This is a genomic window from Xanthomonas albilineans (assembly GCF_009931595.1).
In the GTDB taxonomy this organism is placed as follows: Bacteria; Pseudomonadota; Gammaproteobacteria; order Xanthomonadales; family Xanthomonadaceae; genus Xanthomonas_A; species Xanthomonas_A albilineans.
The window spans coordinates 493,151-511,616 of sequence record NZ_CP046570.1 but is presented as its reverse complement, the minus strand read 5'-3'; the positions used below and the strand labels follow the sequence as shown (position 1 = coordinate 511,616).

The 18,466-nt window shown below is 62.4% G+C and carries 13 protein-coding genes and 5 tRNA genes; all 18 read right to left on the bottom strand.

The genetic code is table 11. The annotated features are described in order from the left end of the window. Nucleotides 1-132 precede the first annotated feature (132 nt). Entirely contained in the window at nt 133-4,350 is a 4,218-nt protein-coding gene (gene rpoC / locus XaFJ1_RS02220) for a DNA-directed RNA polymerase subunit beta' (protein ID WP_012915054.1), read from the bottom strand. Between the two features lie 155 nt (nt 4,351-4,505). Further along, nucleotides 4,506-8,657 (bottom strand): DNA-directed RNA polymerase subunit beta, encoded by a 4,152-nt coding sequence (rpoB, locus tag XaFJ1_RS02215; protein ID WP_012915053.1) that lies wholly within the window; start codon nt 8,655-8,657, stop codon nt 4,506-4,508. A gap of 284 nt (nt 8,658-8,941) precedes the next feature. Next, entirely contained in the window at nt 8,942-9,310 is a 369-nt protein-coding gene (gene rplL / locus XaFJ1_RS02210; protein ID WP_012915052.1) for a 50S ribosomal protein L7/L12, read from the bottom strand. Nucleotides 9,311-9,373: 63 nt separating this feature from the next. Further along, nucleotides 9,374-9,910 (bottom strand): 50S ribosomal protein L10, encoded by a 537-nt coding sequence (gene rplJ / locus XaFJ1_RS02205; protein WP_012915051.1) that lies wholly within the window; start codon nt 9,908-9,910, stop codon nt 9,374-9,376. A gap of 487 nt (nt 9,911-10,397) precedes the next feature. After that, the gene (gene rplA, locus XaFJ1_RS02195; protein WP_012915050.1) at nt 10,398-11,096 is read right to left on the bottom strand and encodes a 50S ribosomal protein L1; all 699 of its coding nucleotides are present in this window, start codon (nt 11,094-11,096) and stop codon (nt 10,398-10,400) included. Nucleotides 11,097-11,099: 3 nt separating this feature from the next. Continuing rightward, the gene (gene rplK, locus XaFJ1_RS02190) at nt 11,100-11,528 is read right to left on the bottom strand and encodes a 50S ribosomal protein L11 (RefSeq protein ID WP_012915049.1); all 429 of its coding nucleotides are present in this window, start codon (nt 11,526-11,528) and stop codon (nt 11,100-11,102) included. Nucleotides 11,529-11,730: 202 nt separating this feature from the next. Then, complete coding sequence (nusG, locus tag XaFJ1_RS02185) at nt 11,731-12,288, bottom strand: transcription termination/antitermination protein NusG (protein WP_012915048.1); 558 nt, start codon at nt 12,286-12,288, stop codon at nt 11,731-11,733. 13 nt (nt 12,289-12,301) lie between these two features. Beyond that, nucleotides 12,302-12,715, bottom strand: coding sequence for a preprotein translocase subunit SecE (gene secE, locus XaFJ1_RS02180; RefSeq protein WP_012915047.1), 414 nt, complete (start codon nt 12,713-12,715; stop codon nt 12,302-12,304). A 50-nt stretch (nt 12,716-12,765) separates the two neighbouring features. Next, a tRNA-Trp gene (locus XaFJ1_RS02175) sits at nt 12,766-12,841 on the bottom strand. Nucleotides 12,842-13,006: 165 nt separating this feature from the next. After that, nucleotides 13,007-14,197 carry an elongation factor Tu gene (gene tuf, locus XaFJ1_RS02170; RefSeq protein WP_012915046.1) on the bottom strand — a complete coding sequence of 397 codons (1,191 nt, stop codon included), beginning with the start codon at nt 14,195-14,197 and terminating at the stop codon, nt 13,007-13,009. Between the two features lie 47 nt (nt 14,198-14,244). Beyond that, nucleotides 14,245-14,320 (bottom strand) — tRNA-Thr (locus tag XaFJ1_RS02165). 38 nt (nt 14,321-14,358) lie between these two features. Next, nucleotides 14,359-14,432 (bottom strand) — tRNA-Gly (locus XaFJ1_RS02160). 32 nt (nt 14,433-14,464) lie between these two features. Next, nucleotides 14,465-14,550 (bottom strand) — tRNA-Tyr (locus XaFJ1_RS02155). A 168-nt stretch (nt 14,551-14,718) separates the two neighbouring features. Next, on the bottom strand, nt 14,719-15,810 hold the full coding sequence (gene ychF, locus XaFJ1_RS02150) for a redox-regulated ATPase YchF (protein WP_012915045.1): 1,092 nt from the start codon (nt 15,808-15,810) through the stop codon (nt 14,719-14,721). Nucleotides 15,811-15,887: 77 nt separating this feature from the next. Then, nucleotides 15,888-16,472 (bottom strand): aminoacyl-tRNA hydrolase, encoded by a 585-nt coding sequence (gene pth / locus XaFJ1_RS02145; RefSeq protein ID WP_012915044.1) that lies wholly within the window; start codon nt 16,470-16,472, stop codon nt 15,888-15,890. Between the two features lie 57 nt (nt 16,473-16,529). After that, the gene (locus XaFJ1_RS02140) at nt 16,530-17,174 is read right to left on the bottom strand and encodes a 50S ribosomal protein L25/general stress protein Ctc (RefSeq protein ID WP_012915043.1); all 645 of its coding nucleotides are present in this window, start codon (nt 17,172-17,174) and stop codon (nt 16,530-16,532) included. A gap of 111 nt (nt 17,175-17,285) precedes the next feature. Next, on the bottom strand, nt 17,286-18,245 hold the full coding sequence (locus XaFJ1_RS02135; protein WP_012915042.1) for a ribose-phosphate diphosphokinase: 960 nt from the start codon (nt 18,243-18,245) through the stop codon (nt 17,286-17,288). A gap of 138 nt (nt 18,246-18,383) precedes the next feature. Continuing rightward, nucleotides 18,384-18,460: transfer RNA gene (locus XaFJ1_RS02130), tRNA-Gln, on the bottom strand. Between the last annotated feature and the right edge of the window lie 6 nt (nt 18,461-18,466).

Genomic DNA, 18,466 nt, shown 5'->3' with positions numbered 1-18,466 from the left:
GAAAGTCAAACTTCCGTCAACTCAACGGAAGCCGTACTTGCTGGCCGATCCTCGGCCTGACAAACGAGGAGCGCCTCCATTGCGCCCCCTTTCGCTTGCAACAACCGACTCCGCAGGCGAGGCCGATCCGACTCAATCGTCGCTGCTGGCAGCTGCTGACGTGGCAGTCTCGACCGTCGACTCGGCGCTGCCGCCAGACAGGGTCTGCATCTCCGACTCGGTCAGGCCACTGGAGTTGCGGCGACGCAGGCTGTGGTATGCCAAACCGGTACCCGCCGGGATCAACCGCCCCACGATCACGTTCTCCTTCAGACCGCGCAGCGTATCGCTGGTGCCACGCACCGCCGCCTCGGTGAGGACACGGGTGGTTTCCTGGAACGAGGCCGCCGAAATGAAAGACTCGGTTGCCAGCGACGCCTTGGTGATGCCCAGCAACACCGGCTCGTACTTGGCCTGCAACTCGTTGCGCGCGGCCAGGCGGGAATTTTCCTCGATGACGCGCTGGCGCTCGGCCTGCTCGCCATTGAGGAACTTGCTGTTGCCCTGGTCGGTGATCTCGACCTTGCGCAGCATCTGCCGGGTGATGACCTCGATATGCTTATCGTTAATCTTCACGCCCTGCAGGCGGTACACGTCTTGGATTTCCTTGACCAGGTACGCAGCCAGCGGCTCGACACCCAGCAGGCGCAGGATGTCCTGCGGGCTCGGCTCGCCGTCTACCACGGTTTCGCCCTTGGCCACGTGCTCGCCTTCGAACACGGTGATATTGCGGTACTTCGGGATCAGTTCTTCGTGCTCGGACCCGTCGGCGTCCTTGATGATCAAGCGCTGCTTGCCCTTGGTGTCCTTACCGAAGCTGATGATGCCCGAACGCTCGGCCAGGATCGCCGGATCCTTCGGCTTACGCGCTTCGAACAGGTCGGCCACGCGCGGCAGACCACCGGTGATGTCGCGGGTCTTGGAGGCTTCCTGCGGGATCTTGGCAACCACATCGCCCACGCCGACCGGCGCACCGTCTTGCAGGTTGACGATCGAGCGCGGCGGCAGCAGGTACTGCGCCGGCAGATCGGTGCCCGGGATGGCCAGGTCGTTGCCCTTGGCGTCGACGATGCGCACGATTGGGCGCAGGTCCTTGGCCTGGGTACCACGGCGCTTGGGATCGGTGATCTCCCGCGAGGCCAAACCCGTCAGCTCATCGGTCTTTTCGATGACGGTGACGCCGTCGATGAAATCGATGAAACGAATGAAACCGGCCACTTCCGAGACGATCGGGTGGTTGTGGGGATCCCAGTTCGCCACTGACTGACCCGCTTTGACCGCATCACCATCCTTGGCGGTGATGGTGGCGCCATACGCCAGCTTGTAGCGCTCGCGCTCGCGACCGTGGCCGTCGAGCACCGACAGTTCGCCGGAACGCGACACCGCCACCAGCGAGCCATTGGCGTGCTCGACCGACTTGAGGTTGTTGAACTTGATCGAACCGGTGGTCTTGACCGTGATGTTGTCCACCGCCGCCGCACGCGAGGCCGCGCCGCCGATGTGGAAGGTACGCATGGTCAACTGGGTGCCGGGCTCGCCGATCGACTGCGCGGCGATGACGCCAACCGCTTCGCCGATATTGACCAGGTGACCACGGGCCAGGTCGCGACCGTAGCAACGCGCGCACACGCCGAAGGGCGATTCGCAGGTGATGGTCGAGCGGACCTTGACCGATTGCACGCCAGCCTCTTCCAACTTGGCCACCCACTGCTCGTCGAGCAAGGTGTTGCGGGTGACGATCGGATCCTCGTCGTTGCCCGGCAGGAACACGTCCTCGGCCACCACACGGCCGAGCACGCGGTCGCGCAGCGGCTCGACCACATCGCCGCCTTCCACGATCGGGGTCATGGTCAGGCCATCGGTGGTGCCGCAATCGGGCTCGGTGATCACCACGTCCTGCGCCACATCGACCAGACGGCGGGTCAGGTAACCGGAGTTGGCGGTCTTCAACGCGGTATCGGCCAGACCCTTACGCGCACCGTGGGTGGAGTTGAAGTACTCCTGCACGTTCAAACCTTCGCGGAAGTTCGCCTTGATCGGCGTCTCGATGATCGAGCCGTCCGGACGCGCCATCAAACCACGCATACCAGCCAACTGACGGATCTGCGCCTGGCTACCGCGCGCGCCGGAGTCGGCCATGATGTACAGCGAGTTCATCGACTTCTGGTCGATGGTCTCCCCCTTGGCGTTGACCACCTTCTCGGTGCCGATGGTGTCCATCATCGCCTTGGCGATACGCTCGTTGGTGCGCGACCAGATGTCCACAACCTTGTTGTAGCGCTCACCAGCGGTGACCAGACCGGACTGATACTGCTCCTGGATTTCCAGCACTTCCTGTTCGGCCTCGCCGAGGATGCCCTTCTTTTCCGACGGAATCAGCATGTCGTCGATACCGATCGACACGCCGGCGCGCGTGGCATAGGCGAAGCCGGTGTACATCAGTTTATCGGCGAACACCACGCTGTCCTTCAGACCCAACTGACGGTAGCTGGAGTTGATCAGGCGACTGATGTTCTTCTTGGTCAGCTCGGTATTGGCCAGCGCGAAGGGCAGGCCTTCCGGCAGGATTTCGGCCAACAGCGCGCGACCGATCGTGGTGTCCACGATCGAGGTCTTCTTGCTACGGCCGCCGTTCTCGTCGATCACCGTCTCGGTGATACGGACCTTGACCTTGGCGTGCAATTCCACCGCACGGTTGTCGTAAGCGCGCTTCACTTCGGCGATGTTGGCGAACACCATGCCCTCGCCTTTCTTGTTCTCCAACGCACGGCTCATGTAGTACAGACCCAGCACCACGTCCTGGGACGGCACGATGATCGGCTCGCCGTTGGCAGGCGACAGGATGTTGTTGGTGGACATCATCAACGCACGCGCTTCCAACTGCGCTTCCAGCGACAACGGCACGTGCACAGCCATCTGGTCGCCGTCGAAGTCGGCGTTGAAGGCAGTACAGACCAGCGGATGCAACTGGATCGCCTTACCTTCGATCAGTACCGGCTCAAACGCCTGGATGCCCAAGCGGTGCAGGGTCGGCGCACGGTTCAACAGCACCGGATGCTCGCGGATCACTTCTTCCAAGATGTCCCAGACATCGGCTTCTTCGCGTTCGACCAGCTTCTTGGCGGCCTTGATGGTGGTGGCCAGACCACGGCGCTGCAGCTTGGCGAACACGAACGGCTTGAACAGCTCCAGCGCCATCTTCTTCGGCAGGCCGCACTCGTGCAGACGCAGGGTCGGGCCGACCACGATGACCGAACGACCGGAGTAGTCCACGCGCTTGCCGAGCAGGTTCTGGCGGAACCGGCCCTGCTTGCCCTTGATCATGTCGGCCAGCGACTTCAGCGGGCGCTTGTTGGTGCCGGTGATGGCACGACCGCGGCGACCATTATCCAGCAGCGCATCGACCGATTCCTGCAACATGCGCTTTTCGTTGCGCACGATGATCTCCGGCGCATTGAGTTCGAGCAGGCGGCGCAGACGGTTATTGCGGTTGATGACGCGGCGGTACAGATCGTTCAGGTCGGAGGTCGCGAAGCGGCCACCGTCCAACGGCACCAGCGGGCGCAGATCCGGCGGCAGCACCGGCAGCACGGTCATCACCATCCACTCCGGACGGTTGCCAGACTCGATGAACGCCTCGATCAGCTTGATGCGCTTGGTCAGACGCTTGAGCTTGGTTTCAGAACCGGTGCTGGCAATTTCTTCGCGCAGGCGCGTCATTTCCGACTGCAGATCGATGGTGCGCAACAGCTCGTACACCGCCTCGGCGCCCATGGCGGCATCGAAGTCGTCGCCATGTTCCTGGCGGGCAGTCAGGTACTGCTCTTCGGTCAGCAGTTGGCGGCGCTCCAGCGCGGTCAGGCCCGGCTCGGTCACCACATAGGCTTCGAAATACAGGACGCGCTCGATGTCGCGCAAGGTCATATCCAGCATCAAGCCGATACGCGACGGCAACGACTTCAGGAACCAGATGTGCGCGACCGGCGAGGCCAAATCGATATGTCCCATGCGCTCGCGGCGCACCTTGGCCAAGGTGACTTCGGTGCCGCATTTTTCGCAGACCACGCCGCGGTGCTTCATGCGCTTGTACTTGCCGCACAGGCACTCGTAGTCCTTGATCGGGCCGAAGATGGCCGCGCAGAACAGGCCGTCGCGCTCAGGTTTGAAGGTGCGATAGTTGATGGTTTCCGGCTTCTTCACTTCGCCGAAGGACCACGAGCGGATCAGGTCCGGCGAGGCCAGCGCGATCTTGATCGCGTCGAAGTCCAGCGTCTGGCGCTGCTGGTTGAAGAGGTTGAGCAGATCTTTCATTGGATATCTCCGGGTCGGAGGAATGCGTAGCGAGGACGGGGTGGGGGCAGAGTCTTGTCGGGACCGGGGATCCGGGACCGGGGACCTGGAAAAGCAGAGCGGCGACGCTCCTCGCTTTTCCGAGTCCCAGGCCCCGGGCTCCGAGTCCCGGCCTCTCAGTCTTCCAATTCCATGTTGATGGCCAGCGAGCGGATTTCCTTCACCAGCACGTTGAAGGACTCCGGCATGCCGGCCACCATTTCGTGCTCGCCATCGACGATGTTCTTGTACATCTGGTTGCGGCCCTGTACGTCGTCGGACTTCACCGTCAACATTTCCTGCAAGGTGTAAGCCGCACCGTAGGCTTCCAACGCCCACACTTCCATTTCGCCGAAGCGCTGGCCGCCGAACTGCGCCTTGCCGCCCAACGGCTGCTGGGTGACCAACGAATACGGACCAGTGGAACGCGCGTGCATCTTGTCGTCGACCAAGTGGTTCAACTTCAGCATGTGCATGTAGCCGACGGTGGTACGGCGATCGAACGCTTCGCCGGTACGGCCATCGTAAAGCTGGGTCTGGCCGCTGATCGGCAGATCGGCGAGTTCAAGCATGTGCTTGATCTCCGCTTCGGTCGCGCCGTCGAACACCGGGGTCGCCATCGGCACACCGTCGGTCAGGTTCTTCGACAGGGACAGCAGCTCGGCGTCGCTGAACTGATCCAGGTCCACGCGGTCCTCGCCCAACTTCTGGTCGTGGTTGTAGATCTGGGTCAGGAACTTGCGCAGATCGGCCACATTGGCCTGAGCGTCGAGCATGTTCTGGATCTTGCGTCCCAGGCCCTTGGCCGCCCAGCCAAGGTGCACTTCCAGCACCTGACCGATATTCATACGCGAGGGCACGCCCAGCGGGTTCAATACGATGTCCACGGTCTCGCCGTTGGCCATGTACGGCATGTCCTCGATCGGCTGGATCATCGACACGACACCCTTGTTGCCGTGGCGACCGGCCATTTTGTCGCCGGGCTGGATACGCCGCTTCACCGCCAGGAACACCTTGACCATCTTCAGCACGCCCGGAGCGAGGTCGTCGCCAGCGGTGATCTTGCCGCGCTTATCGGCAAAGCGACGTTCGAACTCCTGTTCATGCGCCTGGATCTGCTTCTGCGCGCGCTCGATCGCGTCGGAGGCATCCTCGTCCTTCATGCGCAGAGCGAACCACTCGGACTTCTTCAGACCATCCAGGTAGGCATCGCTGATGGTGTCGCCCTTCTTCAGGTTCGGGCCGCCGTTGGCGACCTTGCCGATCAGTTGGCTGCGCAGGCGTGCGTAGATGGCGCTCTCGAGGATGCGGAACTGATCGTCGAAGTCCTTCTTGACCCGCTTGATCTCGTTTTCCTCGATCTGGCGGGCGCGCTTATCCTTCTCGATGCCGTCGCGGGTGAACACCTGCACGTCGATGACGGTGCCGTCCATGCCAGGCGGCACACGCAGCGAGCTATCCTTCACGTCCGAGGCCTTCTCGCCGAAGATCGCGCGCAGCAGTTTCTCTTCCGGGGTCAGTTGGCTCTCGCCCTTGGGCGTGACCTTGCCGACCATGATGTCGCCGGCACGCACTTCCGCACCGATGTACACCACACCGGATTCGTCGAGACGGTTGAGCGCCTGCTCCGAGACATTGGGGATATCGGCGGAAATTTCTTCCGGCCCCAGCTTGGTGTCGCGCGCCACGCAGGTGAGCTCTTCGATATGGATCGTGGTGTAGCGATCCTCTTCCACCACACGCTCGGAGAGCAGGATGGAGTCTTCGAAGTTGTAACCGTTCCAAGGCATGAACGCGATCAGCATGTTCTGGCCCAGGGCCAGTTCGCCGATATCGGTCGAGGGACCATCGGCGAGCACGTCGCCGCGCGCGATCGCGTCGCCCACATTGACCAGCGGACGCTGGTTGATGCAGGTGTTCTGGTTGGAGCGCGTGTACTTGATCAGGTTGTAGATGTCGACGCCGGCATCGGTGCCGCCGCCGATCTCGGCCTCGTTGACCTTGACCACGATGCGGCCGGCGTCGATCTGCTCGATCACGCCGCCACGGCGCGCGTTCACGGTCACACCCGAGTCGCGCGCCACCGCACGTTCGATACCGGTGCCGACCAGCGGCTTCTGCGCGCGCAGCGTCGGCACGGCCTGGCGTTGCATGTTCGCGCCCATCAGCGCGCGGTTGGCGTCGTCATGCTCCAGGAACGGCACCAACGCGGCCGCGATGGACACGGTCTGCATTGGCGAGACGTCCATGAAATGCACTTCCGCCGGCGGCTTGAGCAGCGATTCGCCCTGGTAGCGGCACGGTACGAACTGTTCGGTCAGGCGGTTCTTGGCATCGTGCAATGCGTTGGCCTGGGCGATGACGTACTCGTTTTCTTCGATCGCCGAGAGGTATTCGACCTCGTCGGTGATCTGGCCGTCCACCACCTTCCGGTACGGCGTCTCTAGGAAGCCATACTGGTTGGTGCGCGCGAACACCGCCAGCGAGTTGATCAGACCGATGTTCGGGCCTTCCGGGGTTTCGGTGGTGCAGACGCGGCCGTAATGGGTCGGATGCACGTCGCGCACTTCGAAGCCTGCGCGCTCGCGGGTCAGACCGCCCGGCCCCAACGCCGAAACGCGACGCTTGTGCGTCACTTCCGACAACGGGTTGTTCTGATCCATAAATTGCGACAACTGCGAGGAACCGAAGAACTCCTTGATCGCGGCAGCCACCGGCTTGGCGTTGATCAGTTCCTGGGGGGTCAGGCCCTCGGACTCGGCCATCGACAGGCGCTCCTTGACCGCGCGCTCGACGCGGACCAGGCCAACGCGGAACACGTTCTCGGCCATTTCGCCGACCGAACGCACGCGACGATTACCCAGGTGGTCGATATCGTCGACCACACCGCGACCGTTGCGGATTTCGGTCAGCACCTTGATCACATCGAGGATGTCGGAACTGTCGGCGCGCTCGGCAACCAAGCGCTTGGACTCCTCGTCGCTGCGCTCGCCGAAGTACTTCTTGTCGTACAACACCGACTCGCCGATGACCTCCTTGCGGCCGACGCGGCGGTTGAACTTCATGCGGCCAACCGTGGACAGGTCGTAACGCTCGAAGGTGAAGAACAGGTTGTGGAACAAGTTCTGCGCGGCATCCTTGGTCGGCGGTTCGCCCGGACGCATCATGCGGTAGATCTCGACCAAGGCTTCGAGCTGGGTCTTGGTCGGGTCGATGCGCAGGGTGTTGGACAGATACGGACCACGGTCCAGATCGTTGACCCACAGGGTCCCCACGGCGTCGACGCCGGCCTTACGGAACGCATTCAACTGCTCTTCGGTGATTTCGTCGTTGGCATTGGCCAGCAGTTCGCCGGTCGCGGCATCGACGACGTCGTGCGACAGGATGCGACCGACCAGGTACTCATCGGGCACGGCCAGCGCGGCGATACCGGAGGCCTCCAGTTGCTTAACGTGACGCGCGGTGATGCGCTTGCCAGCCTCGACAATGACCTTGTCGCCATCGGCCAGATCGAAGTCCAGCGTCTCGCCGCGCAAGCGCTCGGCGACCAATTCCAACTGCACGCCTTCCTTCGGATCGATGTGGAAGGTGTTGATCTCGAAGAACTCCGACAGCATTTCTTCGTTCGAATAACCGAGCGCGCGCAACAGGATCGACACCGGCAGCTTGCGACGGCGGTCGATACGGGTGAACAACGCGTCCTTCGGGTCGAACTCGAAGTCCAGCCAGGAGCCGCGGTACGGAATGATGCGGGCGCTGTACAGCAATTTGCCCGAGCTGTGAGTCTTGCCGCGATCGTGATCGAAGAAGACGCCCGGCGAACGGTGCAACTGGGAGACGATGACGCGCTCGGTGCCATTGACGATGAAGGTGCCGTTGTCGGTCATCAACGGAATTTCGCCGAGGTAGACCTCCTGCTCCTTCACGTACTTGATCGCCTTGGTCGAGGACTCGCGGTCGTAGATCACCAGGCGCACGGTCACGCGCAGCGGCGCGCCGTAGCTCATACCGCGCTGACGGCATTCACGCTCGTCGAACACCGGATCGCCGAGCTTGTAGCCAACATACTCCAGCGCGGCGTTGCCGCTGTAGCTGGAGATCGGGAACACCGATTTCAGAGCCGCGTGCAGGCCATGGTCCGAGCGCTTGTTCGGGTCGGTGTTTTCCTGCAAGAACTCACGGTAGGAATCCACCTGGATGGCGAGCAGGAAGGGCACTTCCAGGATCGAGCGCTGCTTGCCGAAATCCTTGCGGATACGCTTCTTTTCGGTGAACGAATAGGACGTCATGAGGTATCACCTTGGCTGATGCGGGCCACGCGTCCGCGGCCCTGAGTGAACATAAATTGTCAGTTGGAAGTCGCTGGTATTGCCGGCACCAGCACGCCTTCTCCCGCTACTTCCAACTACCAACTCGGTAAGGCCGAGACTGGGTCGCAGAGCCCGCATCGGTCGAACGACCGCGCAGACTCCCATGCCGAATCTAACCCGGCTGTACAACGGCCAAAGGCCGGGGACTCGCGCCCCCAGCCTTCAGTGCACCGCCTCGAACGACTGGCGATGCAAGGGACTGCTTACTTGACTTCGACCTTCGCGCCAGCGGCTTCCAGGTCTTTCTTGAACTTCTCGGCGTCTTCCTTCGACACGGCTTCCTTCAGCATGCCGCCGGCCTCGGTGAGGTCCTTGGCTTCCTTCAGGCCCAGGCCAGTGATGGCGCGAACGGCCTTGATGACGTCGACCTTCTTGGCGCCGGCATCGATCAGGATGACGTTGAATTCGGTCTGCTCTTCGACCGGAGCGGCAGCCACGGCCGGACCGGCAGCGGCGACCGGAGCGGCGGCGGAAACGCCGAACTTGTCTTCGATGGCCTTGACCAGCTCCATCACTTCCATGAGGGTCTTTTCGGCGATAGCGTCGACGATCTGCTCGTTAGACAGGGACATTGTGATTACCTTTGGAATTTTTTCTGGATGAGGTTCTTGTGAACCGTTTCAGGGATCGCGAACTTAAGCCGTTTCGACCTGGGCTTGGGCATCGGCGGGGGCGGCATCGCCACCTCCCTGCTTGTCGCCCACGGCCTTGACCGCACGGGCAAACATGCTTGCCGGCTCGGCCAAGACGCGTGCCAACATGGCCAGTGCCTGCTCGCGGGTCGGCAGCGACGCCAACACTTCGAGGTGAGCGGCCGGATACAGCTGACCGCCCAGCGACACGACCTTGGCCTGCAGCTTGTCGTTACCCTTGGCGAATTCCTTGATCAGACGACCGGCAGCGCCGGGTTCTTCCGTCGAGAACGCATACAGCAGCGGACCGACCAGCGCGTCCTGGACGCACTCGTATTCGGTACCGGCCACCGCGCGCGCGGCCAGGGTGTTCTTGACAACACGCAAGTACACACCGGTTTCGCGCGCTTTTTTGCGCATCGCGGTCATCTGCGAGACCGTGATGCCGGCGTACTCGGCAGCGACCAAGGAGTGAGCCTTCGCGGCAACGTCGGCCAATTCGGCGACGACTTCTTGCTTCTGGGACAGATTGAGAGCCATTGCACTCCTCCGTTAAAGCCGGGAGTTGGGACTAGCGATTCGGAATGCATCAGGAGCGACCGTGCCGCTCTTGCCAATCCCCAACCACGAATCTCGAAATCCCTGCTTCAAACACATTCCGCTCGCGGCTCCTGCCGCTTGCGGTCCTAGGCGGCCTCCATCCTGGATGCCGGGGACGCCGCATGGCATCCCAGTTGGTGGCCGTTCCAGACCTGGAGTGAGCGCGTCCGGGAAGTCCCGGATTGGCCTGAACCAGAAAAACTCCAGAAAGGCGGCACCATCTACGCCGGCGCGTCCCCAAGGGGACTGGATTAAGCGATCCCGCCGCACTGACGGCGATTCCTTGCCATCTAGAACTTCCCTGCCCGTCGTCGGTGTGCGCAGACCGCGCCTGCGGTCTTTGACGGCTTCGCGTCGGGTTGCCCCTGGCGACGCCTTCAAAAGGGTGACACCGACGCCGCACCTCGCGGGCGGCGCCGTGTTGCAATTACTTCAGGGACAGCGACGCCTGATCGATGGTGACACCCGGACCCATGGTCGAGCTCACCGAGATCTTCTGCAGGTAGTTACCCTTGGAGGTCGCCGGCTTGGCCTTGACCAGATCCAGCAACAGCGCATGCAGATTGCTCTTCAGCGCATCGTCTTCGAAGCTGGCCTTGCCGATGGTGCAGTGGATGATGCCCGCCTTGTCGGTGCGATAGCGCACCTGGCCGGATTTGGCATTCTTCACCGCTTCGGCCGGGTTGGCGGACACGGTCCCGACCTTCGGGTTCGGCATCAGGCCGCGCGGGCCCAGCAGCGTGCCCAGCTTACCGACGACGCGCATCGCGTCCGGCGTCGCGATGACCACGTCGTAGTTCAGATCCCCGCCCTGCATCTTCTCGGCCAGATCGTCCATGCCAACGGCCTCGGCACCCGCAGCCAGGGCTTCGTCCGCCTTGGCACCGGCCGGGGCGAACACCGCCACGCGCACGCTCTTGCCGGTACCGGCCGGCAGCACGGTGGAACCGCGCACCTGCTGGTCGGACTTCTTGGCATCCACGCCCAGGCGCACGGCCACGTCGACGGCTTCGACGAACTTGGCCTTGCTGGTGGTCTTGATGATCTTCAGCGCTTCGTCGATCGAATACGCCTTGCCCGGCTGCACCGCAGCACGGATCGCTTTCTGTCGCTTGGTCTGTGCCATCGCTTAACCCTCCACCGTCAGGCCCATGCTGCGGGCGGAACCCGCAATCGTACGTACCGCCGCTTCCAGCTCCGCGGCCGTCAGGTCGGCTTCCTTCGCCTTGGCGATGTCTTCCAACTGCTTGCGGGTGACCTTGCCCACCTTTTCGGTGTTCGGGCGCTTGGAGCCGGAGGTGATGCCGGCCGCCTTCTTCAGCAGCACGCTCGCCGGCGTGCTCTTGGTGACGAAGGTGAAGGTACGGTCCGAGTAGGCCGTGATGATGACCGGCGTGGGCAAGCCCGGCTCCAGCTTCTGCGTGGCCGCATTGAAGGCCTTGCAGAATTCCATGATGTTCAGGCCGCGCTGACCCAGCGCAGGACCGACAGGCGGCGAGGGGTTGGCCTGACCGGCCTTCACCTGCAGCTTGATGTAACCGACGACTTTCTTTGCCATGTTGAGTCTCTCCGGGTGCTAGCGCCTGAACGACAGGCTCCCCATCGCGACGGGAAAATCACGTGTCCCGCCATCACGTTTTGGATTGCGCAGAAAGCCGCCTCGCGTCGGCTCCCGACTCTGCCCGACGACTGCTTGGGCAGCCAGCCGCGCAGTATAGCAGAGATTCGAGCGTGCGGCGCAGACACGCCGATAGCAGGACTCAGGCTTTCTCGACCTGACCGAATTCCAGTTCCACCGGGGTAGAACGGCCGAAGATCAGCACCGCCACACGCAGCCTGCTCTTTTCGTAGTTGACTTCCTCGACCACACCATTGAAGTCGTTGAACGGACCATCGGTGACGCGCACCATTTGCCCCGGTTCGAACAGCACCTTCGGACGCGGCTTTTCAACGCCATCTTGAACGCGCTGCAGGATCGCATCGGCCTCCTGGTCGCGAATCGGTAACGGCCGATCGGCGGTGCCGCCAATGAACCCCATCACCTTGGGCGTCTCCTTGACCAAGTGCCAGCTCTCGTTATCAATCCGCGGGATGCCGCCTTCGTCGTGGGTCTCGATCTGCACCAACACGTAACCCGGGAAGAACTTGCGCTCGGAACGGCGCTTCTGGCCGGAGCGCATCTCGATCACTTCCTCTGTGGGCACCAACACGTCGCCGAAGCGCTCCTGCATCTCGTCACGCACAATACGGTCGCGCAGCGCTTGCGCCACGGACTTCTCGAAGCCTGAATAGGCGTGGACGACATACCAACGCTTCACTGCTGCACTCTCCTCAACGGCTAACGAACCACTGCATCAGCTTCTGGATCACGAAATCGAACCCACCCAGCAGCAGACTCAGAATGATCACCACCACGATCACCACCCAGGTGGTCCGAATGGCCTCCTGACGGGTCGGCCACACCACCTTGCGCAGTTCGAATCGCGATTCGGACAGGAACTCACGAGCCTCGCGCCCCTTGGCGGTCAACAGGAACACCGCACCGCCAGCGACCAAGCCCGCCACCACGGCCAACCCACGCAGCGGACCGGACCAGTTGCCCAGTTGCGTCGCGCGACTGGGATCGGCGAACCAGAACCACACGAACAGGCCAGCCACCACCAGCAACGCCGCGATGCCGTACTTGACGACATCGCCACCGGAGGAGGCTGCGGAACTCTTGGAATGCTCGATCTTGCTGTTCATCCGACTCTTGTTGCGATGCGACCGAGGTCACTGGATAGGGACCGGCAAATTGGCACGCCAGGAGGGACTCGAACCCCCAACCTGCGGTTTTGGAGACCGCTGCTCTGCCAATTGAGCTACTGGCGTGTAGTAAAAACGACCGCACTTCCCTGAGACAGCGAAGGCGGACCGAAGGTTCCGGCCCGCCCTTCGCTCAACCCGGCAACCGAAGCCGCCTGCACCTCGTCGGATTTGGGCGACCGCAGCCACCACGATACCAACGAGTCCGGCAGCCCAGGCTGCCGGAGGGCATTACTTGATGATCTTGGCCACCACGCCGGCGCCGACCGTCCGGCCGCCTTCGCGGATCGCGAAACGCAGGCCTTCGTCCATCGCCACCGGATTGATCAGCGTCACCGTCATCTTGACGTTGTCGCCCGGCATCACCATCTCCACCCCTTCCGGCAACTGCACCTCGCCAGTGATGTCGGTGGTGCGGAAGTATAACTGCGGACGATAGCCCGGGAAGAACGGCGTGTGACGACCACCCTCGTCCTTCGACAACACGTACACCTCAGCCTCGAACTGGGTGTGCGGCTTGATCGTACCCGGCTTGCACAGCACCTGGCCGCGCTCCACGTCGTCACGCTTGGTGCCGCGCAGCAACAGACCCGCGTTGTCGCCCGCCTGACCCTGGTCCAGCAGCTTGCGGAACATTTCCACGCCCGTCACCGTGGTCTTCTGCGTCGCACGGATACCCACGATCTCGATTTCGTCGCCCACCTTGATCACGCCGCGCTCGATACGACCGGTCACCACCGTGCCGCGACCGGAGATCGAGAACACGTCTTCCACCGGCATCAGGAACGGCTTGTCCACGTCGCGCTGCGGCTCCGGGATGAACGTATCCAGCGCTTCCACCAGCTTCAGAATCGCCGGCACGCCGATCTCGCTCTGGTCGCCTTCCAGCGCCAGACGCGCCGAACCGTGGATGATCGGCGTGTCGTCGCCCGGAAAGTCGTACTTGCTCAGCAGCTCGCGCACTTCCATCTCGACCAGTTCGAGCAACTCGGCGTCGTCGACCATGTCGGCCTTGTTCAAGAACACCACGATGTGCGGCACACCGACCTGACGCGACAGCAGGATGTGTTCGCGCGTCTGCGGCATCGGGCCGTCGGCAGCCGAACACACCAGGATCGCGCCGTCCATCTGCGCCGCACCGGTAATCATGTTCTTCACGTAGTCCGCGTGCCCCGGGCAATCCACGTGCGCGTAGTGGCGCGTCGGGGATTCGTATTCCACGTGAGCGGTCGAGATCGTGATACCGCGCGCTTTCTCTTCCGGCGCCGCGTCGATCGCGTCGTAGGCTTTGAATTCGCCGCCGAAGCGCTCCGCGCCGACCTTCGTCAGTGCTGCCGTCAGCGTGGTCTTGCCGTGGTCGACGTGACCGATGGTGCCGACATTGACGTGCGGCTTGGTGCGCTCGAACTTACCCTTGGCCATGGCTGCTTCTTCTCGATGATCTTGGAAAGAATTTGACGATTAAATTATGGTGCTCACGAAAGGAATCGAACCTTCGACCTCCTCCTTACCAAGGAGGTGCTCTACCGACTGAGCTACGTGAGCGTTGTTCTGTCGCTCTATTGTGACACACGCGCGTTCAATGGAGCGGGAGACGGGAATCGAACCCGCACCATCAGCTTGGAAGGCTGAGGTTCTACCGTTGAACTACTCCCGCGACGGGATGACACACTGCCACAACACAATTACTGGTGGAGGGAGGTGGATTCGAACCACCGAAGGCGTAAGCCAGCAGATTTACAGTCTGCCCCCGTTGGCCGCTTGGGTATCCCTCCAACTACCCGCCACAACCCGGTAGCGAAACCGGATCAAAGCGGGGTGAAACAGCCCGCTATTCTTCCCTGACACCCTTGCCTTGTCAACAGCCTTTTGACGCAGGCAGGCACGACAGCGCGACCATCTGTGTGCGCCTGCGCAAGGCACGCGCAACGGCTCAGACCGGGTCAGACATTGAAGCGGAAATGCAGGATGTCGCCCTCCTGCACACGGTATTCCTTGCCTTCCAGACGCAAACGCCCAGCCTCGCGCGCGCCGGCCTCGCCCTTGTACTTGATGAAATCGTCGTAGGCGATGGTTTCGGCCCGGATGAAGCCTTTCTCGAAATCGGTATGGATCACCGCCGCCGCCTGTGGCGCGGTTGCGCCCACCTTCACCGTCCATGCCCGCACTTCCTTCACCCCAGCGGTGAAATACGTCTGCAGCCCCAGCAGCGCATAGGCGGCGCGGATCACCCGGTTCAAACCCGGCTCCTGCAACCCCAGATCGACCAGAAACGCATCGCGATCAGCATCGTCCAGTTGCGACAATTCTTCCTCGATCGCCGCCGACACCGGCACCACTTGGGCGCCTTCGGCGGCGGCACGCGCACGCACCGCCTCCAGGTGCGGATTGTTCTCGAAGCCATCCTCCAACACGTTGGCGATGTACATCACCGGCTTGAGGGTGAGCAGAAACAGATCGCGCACCAAGGTTTTCTCTTCTTCGTCCAGCCCGGCGCTGCGCCCAGGTTTGCCGTCGGCCAGCGCGGCCTGCAGCTTGGCCAACACCGGCTTGCGCGCCGCCGCGTCCTTGTCGCCGCCCTTGGCCGCGCGCTCGGCGCGGTTGAGCGCCTTTTCCACGCTATCCAGATCGGCCAGGGCCAACTCGATATCGATCGTCTCGATATCGGAAACCGGATCGACCTTGTTGTTGACGTGGATGATGTCGCCATGCTCGAAGCAGCGCACCACATGGGTGATCGCATCGACTTCGCGGATGTGCGCCAGGAACTTGTTGCCCAATCCCTCGCCGCTGGCGGCACCGGCGACCAAGCCGGCGATATCGACGAATTCGACCGCGGTCGGCACGACTTTCTGCGGATGGATGATCGCAGCCAACGCGCCAAGCCGCGGATCCGGCACCGGCACCACGCCGACGTTAGGCTCGATGGTACAGAACGGGAAATTGGCCGCAGCGATGCCGGCCTTGGTCAATGCATTGAACAGGGTCGACTTGCCGACATTGGGCAACCCAACGATGCCGCACTTAATGCCCATGATTCACTTCCAGGATTTGGGATTCGGGATTGGAGATGCGCAACGCATTATTGTGGAGGCGCATCCCCAATCCCCAATCACGAATCCCTGCTCGTATGCAGCCGCTTCATCGCTTCGTTGAAATCGCCCTGCACCGCCAGTGGCAGCACCGCGAGGGCGTCGTCGATGGCACGATCGATCAAAATTTGATCGGCCTGGCTCGCACGGCTCAATACCCACGGCACGACCTTGTCCTTGTGCCCCGGATGCCCGATCCCGATACGCAAGCGATGGAAACCGGCATGCCCAAGCAGGCGAATGGTGTCGCGCAGGCCGTTCTGGCCACCGTGGCCGCCATCGAACTTGAGCCGCACCGTGCCCGGCGCCAGATCGAGATCATCGTGCGCCAGCAGTGCCTGCGCAGGCTCGATCTTCCAATACCGCAGCGCCGCCGTCACCGACTTGCCGCTGAGATTCATATACGTGGCCGGCTTCAGCAGCCACACGGACTGCCCAGCGACATCCACCTTGGCGATCTCGCCGAACAACTTGGCCTCCACGCTCCAGCGCGCACCGGCCTGTTGCAACAGATGATCGACAAAACGAAACCCGGCGTTGTGCCGGGTATTCGCATGCTCGGCCCCGGGATTGCCCAGACCGACGATCAGACGCAGACCAGTCATGCCGCAGCACAGCGCCGCGGCGCCCGAACCACGATGGTCCAGGCACCGCACAGACGCTTACTTGCCGTCCTTCTTCGCCGGCTCGGCCGCCGCCGCATCGGTCGCCTCGGGCTCTTCCTCGACCCGACCATGCTTGGCGATGACCACCGCCACGTCGTGCTCCTTGCCCAACTTCAGTTGCGGCAACTCAACCCCGGCCGGCAGCTTCAGATCGGACAAGTGAATCACGTCGCCGACCGACAGCGTGGACAGGTCGACTTCGACGAACTCCGGCAGGTCCTTGGGCAAGCACACGACCTGGATTTCGTTCAATTCGTGGGTGACGACCACTTCGGCCGACTTGCCGGCCGGCGACACATCCTCGTGGAGGAAGTGCAGCGGCACCGAGGCGTGCAACACCTCGTTGTCGTTCACGCGCTGGAAGTCGATATGCATGATCAGCTGCTTGTACGGATGACGCTGCATATCGCGCAGCAGCACCTTCTGCACATCGCCGTTCAAGCTCAAGCTGAGGATGGACGAATAGAACCAGTCGTTCTGGCTGGCCAGCCAGACTTCGTTGTGGTCGAGTTGGATGTTGACCGGTTTCAGGTCGCCACCGTAGACGATAGCCGGGATCACGCCGTCGCGACGGAGGCGGCGGCTCGCACCCTTACCCTCGACTTCGCGGCGCTGAACCTTGATTTCATGCGTGGTTGCCATTTTGCGTTTACTACCTTGGTTGAATGAACCGCCTCGCGACAGTTTGAAAGACTCTCCCGCGACCAGAAGAGCCGGAACGTAAGTTGGGACAGGCAACGCCCATCCCAACCCTCAATCGACGTACAACGAACTGACCGACTCGCCGAAGGCGATACGGCGAATGGTTTCGGCGAGCAGCTCGGCAACGCTGAGCTGGCGGATCTTGCCGCAGGCGCGCGCCGCTTCCGAGAGCGGAATGGTATCGGTGACGACCAGTTCATCGAGTTGCGAATTGGTAATGTTGCTCACCGCCGGGCCGGACAGCACCGGATGCGTGCAATACGCGGCCACCTTCAGCGCGCCCTGCGCCTTCAGCGCGGCCGCCGCGGCGCACAGGGTGCCGGCGGTGTCGACGATATCGTCGACCAGCACACAGGTCTTGCCCTCGACGTCGCCGATGATGTTCATCACCGTGGCCACGTTGGCGCGCGGACGGCGCTTGTCGATGATCGCCAGATCGGCATCGTCCAGGCGTTTGGCCACGGCGCGTGCGCGCACCACACCGCCGACGTCGGGCGAGACCACGATCAGGTTGTCAGTTCCGTAGGCACGCCAGATATCGGCCAACAGCAGCGGCGAGGCATAGACGTTATCGACTGGGATATCGAAGAAACCCTGGATCTGGTCGGCATGCAGATCGACGGTGAGCACGCGGTCGGTGTTGACCGCACTGAACATCTTGGCGGCGACCTTGGCGGTGATCGGCACGCGCGAGGAACGCATGCGCCGATCCTGTCGCGAATAACCGAAATACGGTACCACCGCAGTGACGCTGGCGGCACTGGCGCGCTTGAGCGCGTCGATCAGCACCAGCAATTCCATTAGGTTCTCCGCGCTCGGCGCGCAGGTCGGCTGCAGCACGAATACTTCCTGCCGACGCACGTTCTCCTCGATTTCCACCTGCACTTCGCCATCGGAGAAGCGCGACACCATCGCCTTGCCCGCACGCACGCCCAACTCGCGACAGATGCTCTTGGCCAAAGGCTTGTTGGCATTGCCACAGAACACCAGCAGGTTGCGTTGGTCTTGCATGAGAAATCACTCGGGTGGCGGCAAAAAGCGTGTGGCGAAAATAGCGATGTAACACTGGAGAAACCCAGGCGAAACCGCGCTTCGCCTGTTGCATCCACGCACACGAATGTGCCGGACCTTGCGAGAGACTCGCATCAATGGCAGGGGCGGTAGGATTCGAACCTACGAATGCCAGGATCAAAACCTGGTGCCTTGGGCCTCTTGGCGACGCCCCTGCGTAA

What these genes read in the sequence shown, in the direction of transcription:
- secE (WP_012915047.1), bottom strand. Translation starts at nt 12,715, where the DNA reads ATGAACAGCAAGATCGAGCATTCCAAGAGTTCCGCAGCCTCCTCCGGT.
- rplK (WP_012915049.1), bottom strand. Translation starts at nt 11,528, where the DNA reads ATGGCAAAGAAAGTCGTCGGTTACATCAAGCTGCAGGTGAAGGCCGGT.
- XaFJ1_RS02135 (WP_012915042.1), bottom strand. Translation starts at nt 18,245, where the DNA reads ATGCAAGACCAACGCAACCTGCTGGTGTTCTGTGGCAATGCCAACAAG.
- rplL (WP_012915052.1), bottom strand. Translation starts at nt 9,310, where the DNA reads ATGTCCCTGTCTAACGAGCAGATCGTCGACGCTATCGCCGAAAAGACC.
- rpoB (WP_012915053.1), bottom strand. Translation starts at nt 8,657, where the DNA reads ATGACGTCCTATTCGTTCACCGAAAAGAAGCGTATCCGCAAGGATTTC.
- XaFJ1_RS02140 (WP_012915043.1), bottom strand. Translation starts at nt 17,174, where the DNA reads ATGGCAACCACGCATGAAATCAAGGTTCAGCGCCGCGAAGTCGAGGGT.
- tuf (WP_012915046.1), bottom strand. Translation starts at nt 14,197, where the DNA reads ATGGCCAAGGGTAAGTTCGAGCGCACCAAGCCGCACGTCAATGTCGGC.
- rplA (WP_012915050.1), bottom strand. Translation starts at nt 11,096, where the DNA reads ATGGCACAGACCAAGCGACAGAAAGCGATCCGTGCTGCGGTGCAGCCG.
- pth (WP_012915044.1), bottom strand. Translation starts at nt 16,472, where the DNA reads ATGACTGGTCTGCGTCTGATCGTCGGTCTGGGCAATCCCGGGGCCGAG.
- rplJ (WP_012915051.1), bottom strand. Translation starts at nt 9,910, where the DNA reads ATGGCTCTCAATCTGTCCCAGAAGCAAGAAGTCGTCGCCGAATTGGCC.
- ychF (WP_012915045.1), bottom strand. Translation starts at nt 15,810, where the DNA reads ATGGGCATTAAGTGCGGCATCGTTGGGTTGCCCAATGTCGGCAAGTCG.
- rpoC (WP_012915054.1), bottom strand. Translation starts at nt 4,350, where the DNA reads ATGAAAGATCTGCTCAACCTCTTCAACCAGCAGCGCCAGACGCTGGAC.